Source organism: Paenibacillus sp. FSL R7-0333, assembly GCF_038000365.1.
Lineage (GTDB): Bacteria > Bacillota > Bacilli > Paenibacillales > Paenibacillaceae > Paenibacillus_AQ > Paenibacillus_AQ silagei.
Map to the genome: position 1 here is coordinate 6,708,182 of NZ_JBBOBZ010000001.1, position 20,607 is coordinate 6,728,788.

The 20,607-nt window shown below is 48.2% G+C and carries 24 protein-coding genes; 1 reads left to right on the plus strand and 23 read right to left on the minus strand.

Features of this window, described 5'->3' with window-relative positions; translation table 11 throughout:
- Positions 1 to 3: 3 nt before the first annotated feature.
- The 4 genes from flgM to MKY86_RS28620 all read right to left on the minus strand — a co-directional run bounded on the left by flgM (position 4) and on the right by MKY86_RS28620 (position 2,382).
- Positions 4 to 291, minus strand: coding sequence for a flagellar biosynthesis anti-sigma factor FlgM (flgM, locus tag MKY86_RS28605; RefSeq protein WP_036694667.1), 288 nt, complete (start codon positions 289 to 291; stop codon positions 4 to 6).
- Between the two features lie 105 nt (positions 292 to 396).
- Positions 397 to 804, minus strand: a complete 408-nt coding sequence (locus MKY86_RS28610) for a TIGR03826 family flagellar region protein (protein WP_076080046.1) — start codon at positions 802 to 804, stop codon at positions 397 to 399.
- 141 nt (positions 805 to 945) lie between these two features.
- Positions 946 to 1,827: a ComF family protein gene (locus tag MKY86_RS28615; protein WP_340827628.1), complete on the minus strand. Its 882-nt coding sequence runs from the start codon at positions 1,825 to 1,827 to the stop codon at positions 946 to 948.
- A gap of 114 nt (positions 1,828 to 1,941) precedes the next feature.
- A complete protein-coding gene (locus MKY86_RS28620; protein ID WP_076080045.1) occupies positions 1,942 to 2,382 on the minus strand; it encodes a helicase-related protein in 441 nt (146 codons plus the stop codon).
- A gap of 27 nt (positions 2,383 to 2,409) precedes the next feature.
- Here MKY86_RS28620 and MKY86_RS28625 point away from each other — a divergent pair, with 27 nt between their 5' ends.
- The gene (locus MKY86_RS28625; protein ID WP_340827629.1) at positions 2,410 to 2,559 is read left to right on the plus strand and encodes a hypothetical protein; all 150 of its coding nucleotides are present in this window, start codon (positions 2,410 to 2,412) and stop codon (positions 2,557 to 2,559) included.
- Between the two features lie 158 nt (positions 2,560 to 2,717).
- On the opposite strand, the gene MKY86_RS28630 is transcribed toward MKY86_RS28625, so the two are convergent.
- The 19 genes from MKY86_RS28630 to MKY86_RS28720 form a co-directional block, all read right to left on the minus strand.
- Positions 2,718 to 2,999 carry a holin gene (locus MKY86_RS28630; RefSeq protein ID WP_076080044.1) on the minus strand — a complete coding sequence of 94 codons (282 nt, stop codon included), beginning with the start codon at positions 2,997 to 2,999 and terminating at the stop codon, positions 2,718 to 2,720.
- A 3-nt stretch (positions 3,000 to 3,002) separates the two neighbouring features.
- Positions 3,003 to 4,208 carry an N-acetylmuramoyl-L-alanine amidase family protein gene (locus MKY86_RS28635; protein ID WP_076080043.1) on the minus strand — a complete coding sequence of 402 codons (1,206 nt, stop codon included), beginning with the start codon at positions 4,206 to 4,208 and terminating at the stop codon, positions 3,003 to 3,005.
- A gap of 129 nt (positions 4,209 to 4,337) precedes the next feature.
- The gene (locus MKY86_RS28640) at positions 4,338 to 8,573 is read right to left on the minus strand and encodes an LPD38 domain-containing protein (RefSeq protein WP_076080042.1); all 4,236 of its coding nucleotides are present in this window, start codon (positions 8,571 to 8,573) and stop codon (positions 4,338 to 4,340) included.
- Positions 8,574 to 8,945, minus strand: a complete 372-nt coding sequence (locus MKY86_RS28645) for a glucosaminidase domain-containing protein (protein WP_076080041.1) — start codon at positions 8,943 to 8,945, stop codon at positions 8,574 to 8,576.
- A gap of 44 nt (positions 8,946 to 8,989) precedes the next feature.
- Positions 8,990 to 10,513 (minus strand): hypothetical protein, encoded by a 1,524-nt coding sequence (locus MKY86_RS28650; protein WP_076080040.1) that lies wholly within the window; start codon positions 10,511 to 10,513, stop codon positions 8,990 to 8,992.
- A 101-nt stretch (positions 10,514 to 10,614) separates the two neighbouring features.
- Complete coding sequence (locus MKY86_RS28655) at positions 10,615 to 11,127, minus strand: hypothetical protein (protein WP_076080039.1); 513 nt, start codon at positions 11,125 to 11,127, stop codon at positions 10,615 to 10,617.
- Positions 11,128 to 11,183: 56 nt separating this feature from the next.
- Positions 11,184 to 11,813 carry a hypothetical protein gene (locus MKY86_RS28660; RefSeq protein WP_076080038.1) on the minus strand — a complete coding sequence of 210 codons (630 nt, stop codon included), beginning with the start codon at positions 11,811 to 11,813 and terminating at the stop codon, positions 11,184 to 11,186.
- Between the two features lie 9 nt (positions 11,814 to 11,822).
- Positions 11,823 to 13,226, minus strand: a complete 1,404-nt coding sequence (locus MKY86_RS28665; protein WP_076080037.1) for a hypothetical protein — start codon at positions 13,224 to 13,226, stop codon at positions 11,823 to 11,825.
- The gene (locus MKY86_RS28670; RefSeq protein WP_076080036.1) at positions 13,219 to 13,782 is read right to left on the minus strand and encodes a phage adaptor protein; all 564 of its coding nucleotides are present in this window, start codon (positions 13,780 to 13,782) and stop codon (positions 13,219 to 13,221) included. Before MKY86_RS28670 ends, MKY86_RS28665 begins: the two co-directional genes overlap by 8 nt.
- Entirely contained in the window at positions 13,783 to 13,950 is a 168-nt protein-coding gene (locus MKY86_RS28675; protein WP_340827631.1) for a hypothetical protein, read from the minus strand. It abuts the gene before it with no gap.
- A gap of 14 nt (positions 13,951 to 13,964) precedes the next feature.
- On the minus strand, positions 13,965 to 15,590 hold the full coding sequence (locus MKY86_RS28680; RefSeq protein ID WP_076080035.1) for a glycosyl hydrolase family 28-related protein: 1,626 nt from the start codon (positions 15,588 to 15,590) through the stop codon (positions 13,965 to 13,967).
- Between the two features lie 66 nt (positions 15,591 to 15,656).
- Complete coding sequence (locus tag MKY86_RS28685) at positions 15,657 to 15,941, minus strand: hypothetical protein (protein WP_076080034.1); 285 nt, start codon at positions 15,939 to 15,941, stop codon at positions 15,657 to 15,659.
- A gap of 9 nt (positions 15,942 to 15,950) precedes the next feature.
- Complete coding sequence (locus MKY86_RS28690) at positions 15,951 to 17,540, minus strand: glycosyl hydrolase family 28-related protein (protein WP_076080033.1); 1,590 nt, start codon at positions 17,538 to 17,540, stop codon at positions 15,951 to 15,953.
- Positions 17,541 to 17,544: 4 nt separating this feature from the next.
- Positions 17,545 to 18,156, minus strand: a complete 612-nt coding sequence (locus MKY86_RS28695) for a phage adaptor protein (RefSeq protein ID WP_076080032.1) — start codon at positions 18,154 to 18,156, stop codon at positions 17,545 to 17,547.
- A gap of 11 nt (positions 18,157 to 18,167) precedes the next feature.
- Positions 18,168 to 18,479, minus strand: coding sequence for a hypothetical protein (locus MKY86_RS28700; protein WP_076080031.1), 312 nt, complete (start codon positions 18,477 to 18,479; stop codon positions 18,168 to 18,170).
- A gap of 138 nt (positions 18,480 to 18,617) precedes the next feature.
- Entirely contained in the window at positions 18,618 to 18,800 is a 183-nt protein-coding gene (locus MKY86_RS28705; protein WP_076080030.1) for a hypothetical protein, read from the minus strand.
- Positions 18,801 to 18,802: 2 nt separating this feature from the next.
- Complete coding sequence (locus MKY86_RS28710; RefSeq protein WP_076080029.1) at positions 18,803 to 19,156, minus strand: hypothetical protein; 354 nt, start codon at positions 19,154 to 19,156, stop codon at positions 18,803 to 18,805.
- Between the two features lie 11 nt (positions 19,157 to 19,167).
- Positions 19,168 to 20,160 (minus strand): hypothetical protein, encoded by a 993-nt coding sequence (locus MKY86_RS28715; RefSeq protein WP_076080028.1) that lies wholly within the window; start codon positions 20,158 to 20,160, stop codon positions 19,168 to 19,170.
- A 13-nt stretch (positions 20,161 to 20,173) separates the two neighbouring features.
- Positions 20,174 to 20,602, minus strand: coding sequence for a hypothetical protein (locus MKY86_RS28720; RefSeq protein WP_143803764.1), 429 nt, complete (start codon positions 20,600 to 20,602; stop codon positions 20,174 to 20,176).
- Positions 20,603 to 20,607 lie beyond the last annotated feature (5 nt).

A 20,607-nucleotide genomic window follows, 5' to 3' on the forward strand; every position in this document is an offset into this window, starting at 1 on the left:
CACCTAATTCTCGGAGGATTGCTTAAAGTAGGGGGCGAGTGTCTCAGCGAGCTTGGCTGCGTCAACCTGGTAGGTACCTGCGGATACTTGCTGTTTCAGGCTCTCGATCTTGTTCGCACGTTCAGTGTCAATCTTCCCGCTCTTCTGTGCCTGAAGCAGCTTGATAGCTTCATCCGAAATCGATACCTCATCCTTGCGTGTACTTTTCTTCATCTGTTCCTGCCTTTGCGATTCCGCACTTCGTTGGTATGGATTAATCGCATTGATTCGTCCGGCATCGTTAATTTTCATAACTTCACCTTCCTTCTGTAATAAAAAAGCCGATAATCTTTACTAAGTTTATCGGCCCCTGTTGAAACATTCTTTATAGCTGCAAGCGTTTTTTTGCAGAATTGTTTAGTTGCGGAACTTGTCCACCGCGCGGTAAGCGCCATCTGGAGCCTTCTTGGGAGCACTTGAGTCCGCACTATCCTTGGCCGCATTGGCCAGGTCCTTGGTCAGACGGCTGCGGCAGCTGTCACACATATGCCCTTCCCGGATCAGGGTTCCGCATACCTCGCAAGGGTACATCATATTGGGCGCATTGGCTATGGAAATCCGTCCCTCCCGGATAAAACGTGTGATTTCCTTGATGGAAATATCGGTGGCATCGGACAGTTCCTGTATGTTGGTGCCTCTATTTTTGCGTAAGTATTCTACACAGATTTCATACTCATGCTCTAGCTCTTTGATGCAGGGCTGGCAAAGGTTCATCAGGTTCTTGACATATAACCGGCCGCATCTCGGACAATTGTCTACATTCATATCTACCGCGGCTCCCTTCTATCATTCTGCACAACTCATGAATCGCTTATGCTACTAAGATTACATGATCGCCGAAGATCCGTCTATGTTTAGTATCGGTCAGGGAAGCGGTTTTATTGAATTCCAGAGCAGCGGCAGCTGCTAGGAACGCGCCCAGGTCAGAGAGTAGATCTCAGCAGGGCAATTCTGGCTGCGGCAGAGCTGCTGAAGAGCTTCCGCACAGGCACGAATCGTACTCCCAGTAGTGTAGATATCATCAACAATAATGATTCGCAGAGGGTGCTGTTCAAGCTTGTGCGACGCTCGGGAATGCAGGTGTTCATTCAGACTTTGCAGAACCGCCGAATCTGTAGTCCCGGCAAAAGCATGCTTCATATCGGCCAGCCGTTCCCTTCTGCTTTTGAAGCTCTGCTTGGCAGTGTGATGGGTGCGGACCAGCAGCGGGAGCTGAGGGATTCCTCTGCGCAGGGATACTACTTCCGCCAGCCGCTCCGCCTGATTGAAGCCCCGCTCGGACAGGCGGACAGTGCTCACCGGTACAGGGACCAGCAGGTCGGCTTGCCATAGGTTAGAACGCATACGAAGCTTTGAATGCCATATCGGGAATGGTTTACTAAAAAAGTTACTTTGTAACGCTTCTCTCAGTTGTTGTCCACTCTGTTCTTGTTGCAGCAGCGCGTATGCCCTGTCCAGCATCCAGCCGAGCAGGGGCGCGAGCCGCTCATTCCCTCTGTATTTATACTGGCCTAGTATTTCTCGCATTTCACTGGTGTAGGCTACTGCACTCCGGTTGCACACAATTGGTATGGATGCATGGCTGCGGCTGCAATCGGGACAGCCCACGTGACGCCCGCAGGTCTGGCACCGGGGAACGCGAATCCATGGAATGCCGCTCTGGCAGTGTACGCAGATTCCGGGCCAGTCGGGGGAAGGACGGCCTCTGCGGCCGCAAAACAGGCATTCCGGCTGTGAAGGCGAGATTAGGGAGCGGGCTTGCTTCATCCATGAGGTTAGGGAGCGCATGGTAATCCTCCTTGTAAAATATGGTGTGTGGAGATCAAAGTTCAGCATGTATAGCATTCAAAATGAGGGGAGCCGGGCATTCACAGCTATTTCCAAGGAATCCTCACAAAATCATTAAGACTTCAGATATCCCTGTCTGCGGGCGGTGGCGTTCATACTGCGGATCTGCGATATGGCGGCGCGCTGTGAGCGGCTCCACTCTGCTGAAGCAAAGATGACGTTGCCTGCCGGATCATCCTTGGAGCGGCCCGCCCGGCCCGCCATCTGTACTAAGGCCGCCTCATCAAATAGTCCGCTGTCCGCATCCAGAATAAATACATCACTATGCGGTACCGTGACCCCACGCTCCAGAATCGTTGTCGTCACCAGCAATGAGATGGTACGATCGCGGAATTTCAGTACCTTCTCTGCTCTGCCCGGATCTTGAGAGGAAGTACCCTCAATCGAAATCCCGGGAAACATCCGCCGCAGCAGCTGTAGCAGCCCCTCGATATGGGCAATTCGTGAGACAAAGAGGAAGATCTGCGCCTTACGGTCAAGGGACCGCTGCAGCACTGAACGCAGTCCTGCCGGAATTCTGCCATGCTTCAGGCAGCGATGAAGCGGCGGTATCCGTATATGGCGCGGAACCGGCAAGGGATGGCCGTGAAAGCGGACCGGGACCCTTGCATGCGGCAATCTGCCGGAGCGGGCAAGACGCTGCAGCTCCGCAGGCGGCGTGGCGGAGAGTAGGATGAATCGTCCACCGGGCTTGCAGACCTGCCTTGCAGCATAGTCCAGCATAGGGTCGTTGTGATAGGGAAATCCATAGATATCAATACACACACGATAATGTGGTTTTCTTCTATATATAAAGTGAAAAAGGCCACCCGGTTAAGGATGGCCTCTTTCTACTGATCAGAATTTCCGGTAGTTCCCGGGTTGTTCTTGAATAGCTCAAACAGCCCGGTGGCAGACAGTCCTGCAAATGCCCCAGCCCACAACCGTGGAGCCAGGGATAGGTCGGTGAAGATATATGCCGCAGCTCCGGCCAGCAGGCCAACCACAAGACCCATGATAGGGATAAGGTTCTTGGGCAGGGTGACAGTGGACTTGATCAAATTCAGCAGCGCAACGACAATCGCAGACAACGCAGAAGCCAAGACCATCACTTGTGCAAGCAGTTCATTCATGGTTTAACCCTCCTTGGGATAAATGAGTACGCGTTTGGTGTTAACAGCATCTGGGTCCAGAAATACATTACGAACTACGCCGAGGTCCCGCAGGTCCGTCCCTTTGATGTAGCTGGTACCATCGTAGTTCTTCGTATCGACTTTGGTGTCGCCCACATAGATGCTCCGCAGTGCATAGGACCAGCGAGCACCCAGGGCGTTCAGGATTAGTTTGGCTGGAATCCAGCTCTTGCCCTCAATCAGCAGGCCCTCGTACGGCACATCATTCAGCAACACATCTACCGGGTATGTTCCGGCCGGGGTAACTCTCACTCCGTACTGTACGCCCAGGTACTCACAGATACCTTGAGCCATTGCTACAGCCAGTTTGTTTTGAAACTCTTCATTAAAGAGCAATTCCTCTTCTGCGGGATTGGTCAAAAATCCCGGCTCGATCAGTGCAGCCGGCATCTGTGTGTTACGGCATACCGATAGGTTTTTGTACCGACATTTGCGGTCTGTAAGGCCTGTGACGGACATCAGATACTTATGGATGATGGTCGCAAATGGTTTGTCCATATCCTTCGTGTACAGCGTCTCAGAGCCTTTAGCGCTGGGTTCTCCCGCGTTAGCGTGAATGGACAAGAATACGTCCGCCTTTGCTTTATTAGCGATCTTGGCGCGGTCTACAAGCTCCACAAATACGTCCGTTGAGCGCGTGAGGATTACATTAATGCTCGAGTTCTTTTTCAGCAGCTCGTTGATCTTCAGCGCCACTGCAAGATTAAAGTCCTTTTCAAGCTTTCCGGTGTATCCGTTACCACCAGGATCTTTTTTGCCATGTCCACCATCAATTACAGCCGTCACATCCGTCTTCATCGGGTACCGCCTTTCCGGGGCGTCTGCCCCCTGTGATAATGTCGATGATGTAATTAAGTTCTTCGCTGCCCGTTTCTTTAATCGCTTCCCATTGCCAACATACTGTTTCTTTGGGATGAACGGTGGTGCGCCTAGCTTTACGAGTTGCTTGTTTACGTAATATCGCCACTGGGAATCCTCATCCTCCAGGTATTTGAAATGAGTGACCAGGAACTTGCGGAACATCTTCATGCCCGATCGTTTGCCCAATAAATAAAGGGAGTACCCTATAAGGGCCTCCCATCGAAAATCTTTTAAGTTACGAAGTACGAAGTAAATCAGGTCGTAGAGTGTGTCCACGGCTCCCCACATCTATCGGCACCACCTCCGGGTCTAGTAACTCCGCCATCTCTGCCCCGTATAGGTGCGTGATCCAGTCCAGCGCCCAGACGTTTAGGCCGTCTTGAAATTCGGTTTCGTCATACTGGATGAGGTTCTTCATTATTTGTTGTCCTTCAGGCTTTGTGTGATACGCTGCACCAAGTCGTTCCGGCGTTTAATCAGTGGCTCAATCTTCAACTGCTTTTGTTTGCCAGAGAGGGGCCCGCGCTCGATGGCCTTAATTGATTTGTTAATGTTGCTCACTGCCTCCGAAACGTTATTAATGCGCTCCAGATCTCCTTGCTTTTTGAATGGAATCTTGTTCAGTTTGGCAGATGCCTTTTCCTTGGTGAGCTCGTCTTTCTTCATATAAAACTTATCCATCGCCTTGCCGCCCTGATTAGGATCAACTAGGAAGGAACGGGTAAACGGCGCCTGCTCAATAGACTTTGCTGGCTTCGTGGTGCGTTCGTATGCTCCAGTTTCATTAAGCAGAATATCAATGGCATCAGTAGCATATTTACCGAGTCCGGCCGTCAACCCCTGAATCGTATTGTCGATTACTCGCGGTGAGCTGAAGTTCTTGAAAGATCCCTTACCGCCGGTCAGCTTTTCCACGCCTCCCGCGATAATCCGGGCCGTAGATGTCGTACGAACCGGGTCGTACTGGTCTTTAAACTGTAATCCCTGCTCTGCCCGGGGGATGATAGTTCCTTCTTTGAAAAATGAATAGTTAGCCATTCCCTCAATGATTGGCAGGATACCAGATATTTGTGTGGGTAAAGCATTACTTTTGATCGACCGCCGGACATATCCATCAAATGCTTCAGGGTCCTTTTCTAGGGTGTAGGATAGGGCCTTCTCAGGCAGGTTAGCAAATATGGTCGCCAGATCGAACGGCTTTGGTATCCGGGCCACCGTATCGGTTCCAGGAATAGCCATCAACCAGAAGGAATCTTTCATCCAGTCCGGGGCGTTGCTGATCGTTGCTTTTTGGGCATCATTCCCCAACATATGATTAAGTGCAAAGATACCAATGGTCGGAACGGTAACTGAAGCAAATCCACGGGTAGTAACGCCCACCCAATCGTTTTTGATGGCTCTAACAAGTTTGGATTTACCCTGAATATTGGCATTCAGGAAAGCCACAATTTTATTTGTTGGCCGGATGCTTGATCCTGCCCGGGCGAAGTCCATCAGATCCCGAGATCGGTACGCTGCCTCTTGCTTGCTGGCGCCGGAACGAAGTGCTGCCCGGTACTCTCCGACCTTCGTTGCAGATTCTGTGGTGTCTGAAATGGCCCTCAGCAGCCCAATCAACGATTTACCATTCACGATATTGACAAACTTTTTTGAATTAGGCTGCTTCAGAACGGTTTCCAAAGCTTTTTTGTGTACGTTTCTGTCCAATGACAGCGTGTTGCCGTAGGCTCCCAGGTTGTCAATCCAGTCTTTGTACAAAGGTCCCTTCTTGATTGTCTGGATCAGACCGGCACCAAAATCAGTGATGGGGTTGAATCCACTCTCTGAGACAACAAAGGCATTGTTAATGTCGCGGATCGGGTTCCGCAGCGCGAACTCAGGTGTTAAGGTAGCACCGGCACGCAGCAGGCTGGCAGGCTTGGAAAGAACGTTCATCAGCGTGTTGCTGGACTCTTGGTCCAGGTTCATCAGCGCTTTGTATACCTCTGGTTGCACCTCATAACTCACTTTCTCACCGTTTATTTTTGCGTAAACCACATTTTTTCTGTCTACATTCTCAGGAATAGAAGATGTTCTTGTGAAAGTAGCCTGCTCATCACCAGAAATTCTAGCAGCTAGTTCGTGTTTTGCTGCCTTATCCATTTCAGGTATTTTCTCAAAGACGCTAGGTTCCACTTCATAAGTTGAGTATTCACCATTTTTCCTTACAGTTACATAGTGCTTGTCTTCAATTTTACGGATAAATTTCTTAGTAACATCTTTCTCAGCAAGCTTTACTAACTGGGTAGAAACTTTGTTCCTTTCAGCTGCATTCACGCTTTGGAATATGTTCTTCACCATGTTTTCCAGTGGAGCGATAACCTTACGCTCTGATCCCTGTAGTGCTTTGATAGGGCTGGTGACATTAGCAAGGGCGCTTGATAAACCGCCGCCGAATCCTACCTTTTCATTATCCATTTCACGGAACAGTGGAATATAGTTCTTCCACCGATCCCCCAGGACTTCATAGAGTTCCTTTGAAACCACGCCGCTGTCCACCAATTCCTTCAGCATGTCGCGGTTCACCTTCACCAGTTCCTGTTGTGCAGCTGCCATTTCCTCCGATCCGAATTCATCCAGGATGGACTTAATTTCCTGGTTGGTGAACCCGGATTTATACCCTGCTGCATTGACATCCTTCGCGTGTTTGGCAAGTGCGTACAGTTCCAGGTCATCCACGGAGTTACCGGCCTTTTCCACTTTATTGATTACCGATCCCAGCCTGTCCTGCACAATCTGACTGGCTCGTTCCGGTGCGCCTTTGAACATCCTAGCTGCCTTATACAGGCTATCTTCAGCGCTGGCTACCTTTCCTCCGCGAACGTTCTTTTCAACAGTCTCCAGGGCTGCTAGGTCGTCCGTGGTCTGAGTACGCCACTTCTGCCAGCGTTCCGCGAACGGAGTTGACTTCTTTGGTGCGTTTCGGCTGATCTTCTCAGCAAATGATGCTGCGTCCCCTTCAGGCTTGGCGTTAAATTCGGATGCTGCTAACCCTTCCTTGCTCGCTAAACGTTCCTGCTTACGTATCACTTCACGGCTCATTCGCAGGATTTTTTCTGCATGAGGGCGCATATCCTCGCCAAACTCTTTGACTAGTTCATCCGCGAAATTGACAGCTTTGATCGTTTTCTTTCCGAGTTTAGAAGCCATGATTATCGCATAGTCTCCCCATTCCGGTAGAGGGCTTGAATTCAAGTTACCTTTGCGCTTGGAGATTCGTTCTCTAGCTGCCTTCTCTGCCTCATCAAGGTACGAATACACCTTATCCCTAATATTGGGCTGGTTAGCAGCTTGGATGGCTTCATCGACTTCCTGGATCTCCGTTTTAACCGCAGGTACAAGTTCTGGCACAGTATCAGGTGTCGCTGGATTTGGTTCAGCTAGTTGAGCAATAGTATTATTTTTAGAATTCAGATTTTCAGGGTTCCATTCGTCACTAACCATGAAGTCTATTTCTTCCGGGGTTAACTTTTCATCGTTCATGTATTTACGACTGATGATTTGTTCACGGTTGAGAGGCATTTCAGCATCATTTATTGGATTGTTAACTGGTGTTGTATCCATCGGTGCAACTGGTTCAACTGTGGCCGCTGCTGGAGTCTCAGCCGGGGTAACTTTCCTGGCCGCACGAACAGCAGCAAACCGATCAAGCGCAGGACGCACCGCGCCGCCAGCTAGTCCTAACCCCAGACCAGCCACACCACCAATCAATGCATTGGTCGCAATATCCTTGTTACTATCCTGTTGATTCATCAGGCCGGCAGCAACGTTCTGTGCTGTTCCTGCCAAGCCTTCAGTAAGTCCGACACGGGCGATATTATTCGCTGTTCCCGGGCTAGCCTTTGGTATTAGTTTAGATAGTGCGTTTGTAACCTTCATTCCCTTACCAGTGTTCAGCAGCTTACCCGCAGCTTCATAGGGAGCAGCGTTAAAGCCTGAGCCTACCGGAGCGCCAGATGGAGTAATAAACGGAGTCACCAGCTGATTGATTACATCCGACACCTTGTCAGCCGCAGCGCTGCCGGTAGAGTCCCGCTGAGTCACACCGGAGTTACCAGATAAGGAGTTAGAAATAAAACGGCCTACGGGGTTACCGAAGGCCAGTGTGTTCAGCGCTCTTGAAGGATATTTCAAGGCTTCAGGAATATTTGTTTCGTCTATTGCCTTATCGCGAATGTCATATTCTGTCCTTAACTGATTGTGTGATGCATCCGCCGGACCGCCACCAGTTTGATTTAAAGCACTCGCCACCGGCAGACGGCCCTGCAATTGAGTCTGTAGAGCCGTAACCGGAATATTAAGCGCAGATGGCGCCGGGAGTTTCCCTTGGAATGCTTCGATTTTCTTCTTTTTGGCTTGGTCTGCCATGAAGTCTATCGGTTCGGCTTTGGGAAAAGGTGCCGGTGATCCTACTCCCACACTTTCCAAGGTTGATTTGAGCAGATCTCTTGCTCTCGTATCTTCTGGAACTGGAGGATCTACGATGCTTCGATTTCTGACGGCAGAAAATGCGCTTTCTTGCTGTTCCTCTTTGGGTGCATAGGTGCGTGACAGCACTCGCTGTTTAGCTTCCTCTCCCCTTTGGCGATTACGAACCGCATCAAAAGTAGCCATCTATTTACCCCCAAACTGCTTGTAGTACTTGCTTACACCACTGACCCAGTAACTATTTAAGTTTGTCGGGTCATTTGCTGCACCATTTGGAGCATACTTCCTCTGAATCTGCTCAATGGTAGTCAATCCTTTATCGAAGTAGTTTCGTTTAAGGTTAGATGCCATCTTATCAATTCCCTGCTCGATGCTGTCAAACGTCATTAATCCGTTCTTTCCCATCATCCCGCCAACATTATTTTTATTCCTCACGGCATTACTGGTTCCGTTACCAGTTTCATGTACTGCTATAGCTGCCAATAGTGCAGGATCTATGCCATATTTTGCACCGACTGAAGCGAAAATATCACCAGTATTCTTAAGACTTCCACCCAAATTACTGTTCAGTTTAGCCCCACTAGCGCTGGCCGTGGGGCTACTCAGTTTCCCGAGTAGCTTTTCACCAGTGAATCAATTTCTTTTTTATTCATCCCAAGTGATAAAAGAATTTGATTGGTCTCTGCGTCACTTAGGCCGTAATCAACGACAGATTCAAACATCTGCTTACGTTTGGCCGGATCTGTCGTTATTTTATCGCCGGTTTTCTTTTGCTCTCCTGTGTCAGGATCAGTAGAATACGTAGGTTCCGTATAGAGACTCTGCATGCTGCTTAAGATTTGGTTTGGTGATAGTCCTGAAGCTTTGCTTCCGGAGCCTTGTGACTGCTCATAATCCAATGCCACCCATTGCCGAGCATTATCATCCTGCGACAGCGCCAGATTTGCTTGCTGATACGCCGTTTGATTCTCTTCAGATAGCTTACGAAGCGCATAATCCAGCCCGCCCTGATTTTTGTCATAATCAAACTTAGCCTGCCATTGCTTGTCAGAGATGGCGTCACGTGCCTTGGAGTAAGCGAATTGTTCCAGTTGGTAATTCTGACCGAACTCTGTGTTTCTCTGATTTGCATTCAGAGGTGTGTTCGGATCGTTCGCCTGTCTCACAAGCCCCTGCCAGTCCGTCTGTGGTGTGATCACTTTGCCCGTCATGTTGGACACGACTGTGGCTGCGTCCAGGTTAGCGCTCTTAGCAGATTGATCCTGTGCCTGACCTGCGAGTGTGCGGATACCAGGATTAACTGTACCTGCCTGCGCTGCTGTCTTATCCGCGCCCAGTCCGCTGATATCAATGCCCAGACGCTTCAGCGTGTCACGTAGCGCGTTCGTCTCGCTGCTGAGGGCCGCGCGCTGCTCACGTGTGATCGTTGGTGCCTCCGCTTCCTGCTTATTGGCTAACAGTTGCTTATAGGCTGTCATTGCTTCAGCAGGCATATAGTTACCGGTAACATTCGCTTCTGAAATCGGGTTCTGGAAGTCCTGCTGGTTGTAGTCGTTGTACAGGTTACGCTGGTTGCCTATACTGTCCTGGTACTGCTGGTAGGCCTTCTGTGCATATATCGGAAGAACGTTGTTAGCTAAGTTCTCCTCACTCTGGTGGGCCAGTTGATTAGCAACTGTCTCAGAGTAAGATGATTTGCCCTGTCCAGTAGCACGTAATTGAGCGTTTGTATTTTTCTGATTTACACCAAGTGTTTGTTGCGCTGCCTTGACTGCTGATTGATATAAAGGGTCTGTTGTCGGGTCATAGTTGAACGGCGTGTTGACAAGGTTGGCCTGTGCTGACAGCGCCTGTTCTGTGCGCGGCTGTGCTGATGTTGCGGTTACCATCCTCTGTGCGGCTGCGGTCGCTGCTGCTGGCACGGTAGGGGCCGCAGGGACGCCTGCCCGCACGTTGTTGGCAGCTTTAACGGCTGCTGGCGGTAAACCCATCGGCTGAGGAGTCGTAGGCCTGCTGGCTAGTGCGCCGATCGCTCCGGTTGGCATTACCGTCTTAGTCGCGGTCTGATTGTTTTTGTAGGTGTTTACCGCTTTCTTCCATCCTTCTGAGTTGAATATACTGGACATGCTAACCCTCCTTTGGCATGCAAAAAGGACCCCGAATGGAGTCCTCTTGTCCGATCTATTGTGTTACCTCAATTGTACCACCCGTAGGCAATACTTTTTGATTATTTTTGTATCATCTCTGCTAGTTGGGCTTGGAGTTCTGCCAACCTAGCCTTATCACTCACTAAATCTTTCTCGGATCTTTCCAATCTATTTTGTACATCTGATAACTCAGCATCTGAATATTTACCGGATGCAACTAATTCTTTTACTCGATCAATAGCTTCTTGATTTCCTTGTATCATGTTTTCGTAATATTTTATTTCTTTTTCAAGTTCATCCTTGGTGTATTTAAAGGTTGGTAATGGCTTAATTGAATCCACTGCTTTCACCTCGCTCAACTTAACATTTTTGCCTTCAGCAGTGATATCGTAACCAGCAGCTTCACTAAATGCGCGAACAGGGGCATAGTTGCTACCATCTACTACTACTGTGTTTAAAATCTTCCCGTTTACCTCGACCGTGTATTGTGCCTGCACCTTTTTTCCGATCAAACTTGGAATTGTGTCAGCGAACGCCGTAGCAGATATGGCAAATACAGTCCCGGCCAGGAATCCAACAATATATTTTTTCATAATCTTCTCCCTTTTCGTACCATTTTCCACCAATATACCACAGTGTTCGCTTTACGTTAAGGGCCTTCCAGTGCAGTAACTCTGGCATTCAAGCTGTCATATAAAGAAGAAAGAGCAACAATGTTGCTGTCAATATCATCAAGGTCTTGCTGAAGCGTTCTGCCTGTTGCAGAATTTCGGACTTTTGTCCAATCTTGAAAACGGTTTGTCCCGTCTAAATTAGTACCCAAAGGAGAGTCGATTTGCAGGCCGCCCAATAATGTACTGAACCTAGCACGTAGTGTTCCAGCAGTATAAAATTCAATAGCTGGTGCACCAGTGTAGTCAGCTACATATTTGATGTAATTGTCAGCATCATAATAAGTAGCGAACAAGTCATTGGTATTGCTCATCTCAGCCCGTGGGTAAGCAGCCTCCCGGGTAGCAATATAGGCTCCGTAAATCTCCCCGGATGTGAGTTTACCCATATTGGCGGTAATGGCGGACAGTTCATCGACATTCAGCCGGTCTGCCTTTATGGACTTGGCCCGAACATTGCGGAAATCCACATCGCCGTTGAGCGTGAAATCCAGGTCCTTCAGCATGGACGCAATTTGATTGGACAGGTACAGCAGATACTTCCGCAGCTCTGCCGCATCTTCGGTGAGTGGCGGTGCTTTCAGTTGTGTCATTTTCCAGATTCCCATGTGAACCTCCTAAAATAGTGAGAGCTGCCGCACTTGGCGTACAAGCTCATGTATTTTTGCCGGGCCTGTGCCGGTGATCTTGACGCGGACCGTATTTTCCAAGACCACGCTGCGCACCGGGATGATGATACGCTCCACACCTGAGCCTGTGCCGGACGCGGTATGAACCAAGTTGAAGTCGTTGCCGTCTTTGGTGGTGGACAGATAGACGTTGATCGTGGTGCCTACCGGAATCTCAGCGTACAGCCACATCTTAATCCATCTCTGCCGCCGCGACATGGTAGGGTTGGTAAATGGCTTGGTGATGAAAGACCAGCTTATAGGCGTTCCTGCATCGCTTGTGGAGGTGTCTAACTTTAGCACACGGCCTGACGAATCTCCGATATACATCACATCGTCCAGGACATAGAAGAACGTAGGGTCGATGTTTCCCCACCGGCTCCAGCAATTTACGCCAGTCCGGGAGTCATACACCATAATTTCATTCGTGTGTGTCCGGAAATACAATGTGTCCGGTTCTGCTCCTGCCGCAACGCTGGTATCCATTGCAGCAAGGTATTTGCCTACGATCTGCGAGAACTCCGCATTCGGCAGGTTCCCCCCGGCGTAGTCGTATATGGTCCGTTCGTCCATAATGCGCATGATTCCTTCTTGTGTGGCTGACGCCTTGTTGTTAATGATGCCCACACCGTCCACAATAAGCTTGACCTGGAAGTTAGACGGCAGATCCCCGTATAGCTCGTGGATGCTGTTCTTCATACCGATGGTCATCCGGGACAATGATCCAGAGAGGAAATTGATATCCTCGCCGCGAGTCGATTCCATGTCCTTCACATAGCTGTCCTCGTCCGTACCGCTGAAGTCTGCCCATGATTCCGGTTGATCCAGCGCGCAGGCGTGTAACTCCTTGCCCACGGCTCCCCATAGACGATTGGAGTACGTGGTGATGTACTTCAGTCCGGCAGGTGCGCCAGCCAAGTCAACCACCGTAGAGCCATCGTAGCGCTTCGTTACAGAGCCGTTTGCACCGATCAGGTTGATATCATCAAGGTTTCCTTGAAATACAGTGAATGACCATTCCAGGGTTGTACTGAGTCCAGTTAGCAGCGTTGTCCATGTGCTGCCGTTCCATTTGCGCCAGGTCCCATCATTTGCGATAATGTGCAGCTCACTCTTCCAGGCGCTCATACCCAATATGCGAGTGCCGAACGTACCGAGAACCGAAAAACCCGGTCTCACAGAGAGAGCCGGGTAATCGATGGTACTCATATTGGACATATCGGTGAGTTGCGAGTCTGAGACGCTATACGGGTCAAAGGTGTTCAGCCCCTGCCACTGCCTGATGCTGATCGGCTCCTGTATGCCCTCCAGCGGCTGATACTCGGTAGGCTTGCGCGGTACATAGTTAGACATTGGCGGTCACCCCTGCGTATTGTGTAGCCGCCTGCGCCCATGCATTGCGGTATTGGCTCTCGTAGGTTGCGGCTTTGCCTGTATCGTCCATGGCGGCAGCGAGATAAGCAGCTAGGCCCACATAGAAGGACCAGTGGTACTCTTCTGGAGCGTCTGGGACCGCCGTCAGCACGCCTGATGTAAACGTGGTAGTTGCGATCCTGGAGTAACGTAAAACGCCCTGTAAGCCGGTTGCATACGGCGCAGGACGTAAGGTAAGGATATGTGTGCTGTCGTCAAAGGTGTAGGTGTTCTGGATGGGGTTAGCTGCTGACGGAAGTAACTCGTGGTATTTGACTACGCCAACCGTCACAATATCAATATTTTTCAATCGTATATAACTACTCAATGTGTAGGCTGACTGATCCTTAACCGGCGTAAAGACAGCATATTTGGGGATCTTAACTACATTAAAAAAGTCTTGATTTAATGAGTTAAGCCCCACTATTTTATCTGCTAATGGTACTTCGTTTGGGACAAGTAGATCAGCCTCTACAATAATATCTCCAATGATCATTCAATCACCTGCTTTCTTCACTTCAACCACTTGCCATACATGAGCCCATTGAATTTCACCTTTATAATCCTTATATTGAAATTCAATACTTTCTGAGCTTGAATGAACGACCTCAAAAAAATCAATACCATTAAATGAAATGAAATCACCATCGAAGAAAACTTTCATGCGCCCTCCTCCTGTTATTCAAAGACCCAATTCCACTGTATGGTGTTGGTAATTGAAAAATACGCTTTTTGATAGGGGAGCAAACGAAACATGGTTTGATCTCCTCCAGAAACTGCGATATCTACTCCAGAAGGACTGATGATATGCAATCCAACACCACCAGCCTGATAAATTGTAACGGGGAATGGGTTAGCATTCATGACTGCATCTGCTGAGGTGATGCCTGATGGTACTGCTGGAAGCGTTGGCGGAATAGGGTTAAACCCTTCATTGTTAACGAAATTACTTTTGTTTGTAAGTTGGCTGAACCCTGCCGTTTTTGTGGTTTGATTTTCATTGAATCGGTTGTAAAATCGGTTGTTAGACCCACGCAAGGTCACGTTACTGGAACCTATATTCAACCCAATGTGTGAGTTATCAAAAAAGTTATTGTACGATAATTCGACAATGACCCCCAACGCTGTACCGGCGCCTATCGTTATGCCGCCACCGCTAACTTCAGATCCATTTTGGTAGATCGAGTTATTGTAAATAAGAATTCCCTCCATGGTGAAATCGGAACGTGTATTTCCGATCACGATGCCCCATGACTGAGAGTCTGTAGCAATGTAGTTGTTAAAAATGTTGTTGTTAATTACTTTTGTGTCTACCAGATCCGATAAATTAATTCCCGTGCCAAATCCAGTAATCTTATTATTATCAATAGTTACATTATTAGTTATACCACCAACCAAAAGAACGCCGGTTTCGTTTCGATCTTGATTGGGGATATCATATATAATTTGTATCCCGTTCGTACCCAACTCATTTGAACCAAGTCCACTACCGATTAAGTAATTGTTGCGGAATGTAACATTTTGCAAAAAAGCTACATCTACCGCAGAACCACCGCTTACTGTGAATTCACAACGTTCAATCGTTGAATCGAAAAGCCAACTACACCCCAAGTAACTACCTTGAAACCCATAAAACTGACAATCGTGCAAGTTTAGATTGACAGTGCTGACAGCACCAAACCCACAGTTATTGTTTTCAGGAAGGAGCCCCGTGTTATTTCCTTTGAACTGAATCCCGGATACTTCGATGTTTGTACTTTTGTAAACAAAAACAATCTCCGTCCGATTGGCTGGGTACGCTGTTGTTAATATGGCATTTCCGTCACCGATCAGTTTTATATTGGACGCGTTACTAATAAACAAGTTTGGATCTTGAATCGCCCAAGGCGTCATTCCAATACTTTGAACGGATGCAAGTAAATAGGTTCCAGCCGGAAAATAGATTGTTCCTCCTCCCGCAGAGATAGCAGTATCAATACAGTTTTGAATCGCGGCAGTATCGTCAGTAACCCCATCCCCTTTCGCCCCAAAATCTCTAACATTATATTGTTTAAGGTTCAGGATTCTCATGTCTGTGGCATCTAAACGATCTTTTAAAATTGGATAGATTACTCCATAAGGTGTTGAATATCTCGCCGTTGCCGCCTCAGGACCGCTGTCTCCCGTGATAATTGCAAGGTTCAGTTTTGTGTTAATTTCTTCTGCTGATTCATCCACCTTATTCTGTGCGCCTCCCGGCGTCTCATACCTACTGTCAGCCTCGCTTGATATCTCCGGCGTTGTGCCTCGCCATGGTAGTGTCATGGTTAGCCTCCTTTCAAAAGCAAATAGCCCTCAGGCGAGGGCTGGTTAGTGCGCAGTAGGGTCCTACTATTCAAGTATGTCAGTAGCTCCAGCAAACTCCGGCAATGTTTTAAGATACTCATAGCCCTGCTTGATAAAATTCGGGGCATTATCTTCTACGGATGGTACAAAATCATATCCAGACTGTTGTACCGTGCCCTTTCCAGATAAAACAGCATCATGATCCATATAAGTATTCACTGTAATATTCAATAAATTTTTATCGCCCGAAAGAGATCCAATCCGGCAATATGCATGATCTAAGATGATTCCGCTGCTTAGCTCAATATTCAATGTTAACGCCAATGTCATGCACCTCTCTTATCTACCGATTTCTTTCCAACTGGTATTATCATAAATGAAGTCAATCACTCTATACTGCGCCCCTGTATAGTTCGCGTTATCCTTAAGGTGAATACTCGCACTATTTTGGATTGTGGTATTGCCATTATTGAATCCCACATGGATAACCTGCCCATTAACGCCGTCCAGAAAATTAGTTATCGTATTAGTTGAGGTATCATTACATAAAAAGTAATTCCCTCCTACCACGGAAGGCGTAGCGCTGCCCACCGTTAGGATTTGTCTAGCTGATGCTACCCGGCCAATATAATCTCCCGATGCCGTCATATCACATACCTGCCCACCTACAGCATTAGAAGCCCTGACTAGAGCCCTACCCGTAGAGTTATAGGATTGAAGTTCCAGCGTCCGATTAGCTAACATGGTTATATTGAATAATCCGAGGATTCCGCTGCCGTTCAGCGGATGAATTCTTATTTTTTGAGCAATGAAATTCATGAACTTTGAGAGGTATCCCCCCGGCTGGCTTGACTGAATAACGGTGTTATCCCCGCTACTTTGATCGGTAACGATACCGAAGTTTGCTAAGATGTAATTTCCAATGGTATTCGAGGAGTTGGTCAATAGTATGTCTGTACCGTTTGCTTCAGCGTAAACCTTGAAGTCATTATTGCGGTAGTTAATACGCAGACCGCCTGTTGTGTTCCCCTGAACAACTACCCCTACGCCCACATTACTCGCGCCGCGCTCCATGTTTACGCCCCAGCCCGCGTTGCTTCTAGCATCTATGTTAAGCAATAGACAGGCATTATTGTTTGGGACTGCCGGGGATTCCCCGTTAAACTTGATTCCGTCACCACCGTTAGAAACGAGGATTAGATCCCTAAACAGAGCGATATTTCCCGATATATGTTCAATGCCATGGCTTCCTTGGTTCTGTATAACCAATGAATCATACTGCGCTCGACCCGTGTCATTGCCAAGAATACCTACACTCGTATCCCCGTTTTTTGTGCTGTCTATAGTGAAATTACTGAGCAATGGACCCATACCATTTCCCTCAGAATTATGATTAATAACGAACAACGGAAAGTTTCCGTCTTTCATAACAATGGATTCAAACCGCGATTGACCGACAATTTCAATCCGTTTATTGATTACGATGGAACTGGTTACTCGCAAAATACCTTTAGGGATAAGTACCCTCGAACTAGCTGCGACGGCCGCGATAAAAGCCGCAGTATCATCGGCTACCCCATCTAAAACAGCACCGTAATTTCTAAGGTTCGTCGCTATATCCGCCAACTGCGCATCAACCTGATTAAACTTATTCGCCACCGCAACGTCTGTCGTATAATCCAGCAGCGAGGGATCAAGCTCTGTCGCACCCACCGCGCCCGGCGCAATCTTAGGCCGTGTCACGGAGTCATCGGCGAGGTTTACCGTCTGCGCTACGTATGACACCAGTTCGGCGTCTGTGTACTCTTTGGCGTCCTCTAGCGCTTGCTCGATCTTGTTTGCTGCTCCGCCAGGGGTTTCATAGCGTGGGTCGTCTTCTGTAGCTGTGCCATTTGTGGTGTTGTATCGGTATGGATATTGGTTTGGCATAGTCTCACCATCTCTCCTGTACTACGTATCGTTCGTAACCGCTGGTAGCTGAAGTATATTCCCGGTACAACTGCTGATATCGAGCATCAAAATTCCCGTTGTCCGGCTGAATATCCTTTAGCACTCCGTACACGATCAGCATGTCAAAGTCCGGGTCAAACCCACTGCCATTGTTGAGGTCATCCAGCGTCAATTCGCCAAGTACTGCTGTGTAAAATATCTTGATGCCATAAAAAGTGTCATATACCGGAGGTGGGTAAACGCCGATCTGTCCGGCGACGAAGTAGTAATAGGGCCCGAGTGTGCGTTCGTCAAATTGTCGTAGTGGGATGCGCCGCCAGTCACGTTCATCATCGCCAAACGTCTGGTTGGTGTATATGGCGTTGCGTATGGCTACCTCTGTGACGTTCCCAGGAGGGCATATGAGGTCTGTTAACCCGTTGCCTGCTGTTAGATCAAACGATTGGTTGAGCGTGTCTGACTGAGCCTGTGCGGGGCTTAGATTACGTAATAGGCGGTCACGCACCTGTGTGATCTTTCGTAGCAATGAAATCACTGGTGTGTGGTTCTCCGGAAGTTTCTCAATGATTTCTTCGACTATTTCTTGTACTAGCATGTCATCACCCCTTAGAATGAGTTTCCGTAATAGCTCAGACTAAAAGATGTTGTATTTACAGCGGATGTATAGCTCACTCTGAAGAATGCACAATACAATATTTCATCGAATTTAGCTGGGGTATTGGCCGTAATTGATGCTGTTGTCAGTGTATGCCAGATAACTCCATCATCAGAGTGTTGCAGGTTCAGCGTTCCGGCCTGATCGCTTATCACCTTTCCCGTTACGCGATTGAATGTTTCTGTTCTTAGTGCTGGTGTTAGCAGTGGAGTTGCGGCGAGGACGTTGGCCGTCGATAGGTATTTCTGTGCGCGAAACTTCATTATTTTCCCTTCCTTCTACTAATTTTTCGAGTAAGGCTATGATTCTATCGTTTTGTTCAGTGTGTTTTTTCAATTCTGCTAAATGTAAAGGCATTTTTTCACCCCCATAAAAGAAAAGAGGGAGCTAAATAGCCCCCTCTACTTCTCTTCCATTAGTCCATTTTCTTTTAACGTGTCATGCCAGGCGTTCCAGATGCGCACTCCACCCTTCTCAGACTCACTCATACCTTCCCGGAGCTTTTGCTTAGGCGCATACGGTGCTTTTTTGCTGGGTGCAGAAATATTTCTGCCTCCTACAGACCACTTCATTTCTTCAGGCATGATTACACCCTCCGTTTCACCACTACGCCCCATGTACCGGACGCAAGATCAACCGTACCCGTGTTGCAACTTGTGAGCGCAATTGTGATATTATTCGCTGCTTGAGGAGAAGCTTGGTACATGATCCCTTGAGTATCATACGGGGGATACAACTCAATGCTATCGCCCAAAGCTACACCAGTAACCGCAATATCAGCTTCTGCAAACGCTCCAGTCGCCAGAGATGGCGGATTAAATGTGATCGTCGTGTTAACAACCGTCTTTGGTTCTGACACGCCTGACGACGTCTGGAAGCCGTCAGCAATGACGACTCCCTTACCTTTATTCGATCTGAAATCTGCTCCATATCTACTCATTGTGGCCCTCCTTAAGATGTGGCGTTAGATCCGATGATCCAAGACCAGTCGATGAAGCCCTTACCCCACAGGCCTACAACCGCATACTTGAAGATTTCGGTGTCGAAGTCCGTTTCGTTTTTGAAATCAGGCTTACGGAATTCGTTCCATTTGTTATAACGGCGCATCCGGCTCTTATTGATGGCGAACCAGTTGTATGCGTTTGGCAAGTAAGGATTCACGATAACATCAAATGTGCCGCGATAGATGTTAAGGGAGAAGTTCGCTTGCTCCGGCACGTATTTGGCTTCTGCTTGATTGGCTTTGCGTGCATCCATACCAGCCAATTGATAGGCAATCGACATTAGACGCGGACCTACCATCAAGGTATCAAATGTTACCGGCATCAAGTTGCCCTTAGAATCCACCCAGTTTTGTCCTTGCACCTGCACATCATGCCATGCATCATAATCCAGCGAAGCAGATGTGATATTGCTGTTTGTTGTGCTGGAGTTAGTTGGGCTCAATGGGTGATCTGATGCACAGAGAGCCTTTCCATCCGGTCCAGCAGATCCGCCGAGGATAGTAATTCCACGATAGTCCGTACCGGAGGTGGTGAATGCATTCTTAAATGGCTCGATACCTTGATATTGGCGTGTTTGGTAAACGGAATCAGACAACTTGATGACTTCATCCTTGATATCCTGGTGTTTGTTGAAGTCGAACCATTCGCGGTCAATCTGAGTACCCAGAGAGTACTTCACTTGCGGAATGGACGAAGGATACAGTTTCTCGCGGTCTTCATAGTACACCGCTTTGCCTGTAGATCCCCACGGCTGCATGAGTCCCTGAGCGCCTACACCTTCATAGTGCTCACGTTCTTTGGTCGTTTTGCCGATGTTGTACATCATTGGCAAGTAGTCAACCTGTTCGGAAACGGATTGAGTGTAGACTTCTCTCAACACGTCTTCATAGATCATGTTGAGTTCGCGCATGGATTTAAAAGTTCCTGTACTGATAGTCATTTATGAGTCCCCCTTAGCTGAATTGGCGGTTTTTGATACGAACAACCGCTTTTGTTTTGGATGTGATTACAGAAAGAATGGCGCAAGGTCCACCAGTTACGTCAGCAGCGTTAAGGGTAAGACCTCCAGAGGAAATATCAGCAGCTGCCTGACCTGGAAGGAACGTTGCATCTGGTGTGCCTACGTAATCAACCTTGAATTCATCTCCAGGCTGAACCTCAATGACTTCAGGGTATTGCAACGGGGATGCCGGCGTTGTTACAGTCGGTCCGGTGTAAATTCCACCAATCGGTCCACCCGCAACAGCCGTAACCCATGCACCGGTTGAGCTAGATACAATCAGTGCTTGTCCGTGTGTAAATGTTGTGGAGGCTGTGAAAGGAATGTCATTGATAAACTTTGGTTGTCTAGATCCACTAGACTGTGTCCATTCGAATGCCATGTGTG

Coding starts and splice junctions, on each gene's coding strand:
- MKY86_RS28720 (WP_143803764.1), bottom strand. CDS start 20,602: ATGGCATTCGAATGGACACAGTCTAGTGGATCTAGACAACCAAAGTTT.
- MKY86_RS28695 (WP_076080032.1), bottom strand. CDS start 18,156: ATGCTAGTACAAGAAATAGTCGAAGAAATCATTGAGAAACTTCCGGAG.
- MKY86_RS28635 (WP_076080043.1), bottom strand. CDS start 4,208: ATGTGGGGAGCCGTGGACACACTCTACGACCTGATTTACTTCGTACTT.
- MKY86_RS28685 (WP_076080034.1), bottom strand. CDS start 15,941: ATGACATTGGCGTTAACATTGAATATTGAGCTAAGCAGCGGAATCATC.
- MKY86_RS28660 (WP_076080038.1), bottom strand. CDS start 11,813: ATGGGAATCTGGAAAATGACACAACTGAAAGCACCGCCACTCACCGAA.
- MKY86_RS28630 (WP_076080044.1), bottom strand. CDS start 2,999: ATGAATGAACTGCTTGCACAAGTGATGGTCTTGGCTTCTGCGTTGTCT.
- MKY86_RS28665 (WP_076080037.1), bottom strand. CDS start 13,226: ATGTCTAACTATGTACCGCGCAAGCCTACCGAGTATCAGCCGCTGGAG.
- MKY86_RS28610 (WP_076080046.1), bottom strand. CDS start 804: ATGAATGTAGACAATTGTCCGAGATGCGGCCGGTTATATGTCAAGAAC.
- MKY86_RS28680 (WP_076080035.1), bottom strand. CDS start 15,590: ATGACACTACCATGGCGAGGCACAACGCCGGAGATATCAAGCGAGGCT.
- MKY86_RS28615 (WP_340827628.1), bottom strand. CDS start 1,827: ATGCGCTCCCTAACCTCATGGATGAAGCAAGCCCGCTCCCTAATCTCG.
- MKY86_RS28715 (WP_076080028.1), bottom strand. CDS start 20,160: ATGACTATCAGTACAGGAACTTTTAAATCCATGCGCGAACTCAACATG.
- flgM (WP_036694667.1), bottom strand. CDS start 291: ATGAAAATTAACGATGCCGGACGAATCAATGCGATTAATCCATACCAA.
- MKY86_RS28705 (WP_076080030.1), bottom strand. CDS start 18,800: ATGCCTGAAGAAATGAAGTGGTCTGTAGGAGGCAGAAATATTTCTGCA.
- MKY86_RS28690 (WP_076080033.1), bottom strand. CDS start 17,540: ATGCCAAACCAATATCCATACCGATACAACACCACAAATGGCACAGCT.
- MKY86_RS28625 (WP_340827629.1), top strand. CDS start 2,410: ATGCTTCAGGCAGCGATGAAGCGGCGGTATCCGTATATGGCGCGGAAC.
- MKY86_RS28650 (WP_076080040.1), bottom strand. CDS start 10,513: ATGTCCAGTATATTCAACTCAGAAGGATGGAAGAAAGCGGTAAACACC.
- MKY86_RS28670 (WP_076080036.1), bottom strand. CDS start 13,782: ATGATCATTGGAGATATTATTGTAGAGGCTGATCTACTTGTCCCAAAC.
- MKY86_RS28700 (WP_076080031.1), bottom strand. CDS start 18,479: ATGAAGTTTCGCGCACAGAAATACCTATCGACGGCCAACGTCCTCGCC.
- MKY86_RS28675 (WP_340827631.1), bottom strand. CDS start 13,950: ATGAAAGTTTTCTTCGATGGTGATTTCATTTCATTTAATGGTATTGAT.
- MKY86_RS28640 (WP_076080042.1), bottom strand. CDS start 8,573: ATGGCTACTTTTGATGCGGTTCGTAATCGCCAAAGGGGAGAGGAAGCT.
- MKY86_RS28655 (WP_076080039.1), bottom strand. CDS start 11,127: ATGAAAAAATATATTGTTGGATTCCTGGCCGGGACTGTATTTGCCATA.
- MKY86_RS28710 (WP_076080029.1), bottom strand. CDS start 19,156: ATGAGTAGATATGGAGCAGATTTCAGATCGAATAAAGGTAAGGGAGTC.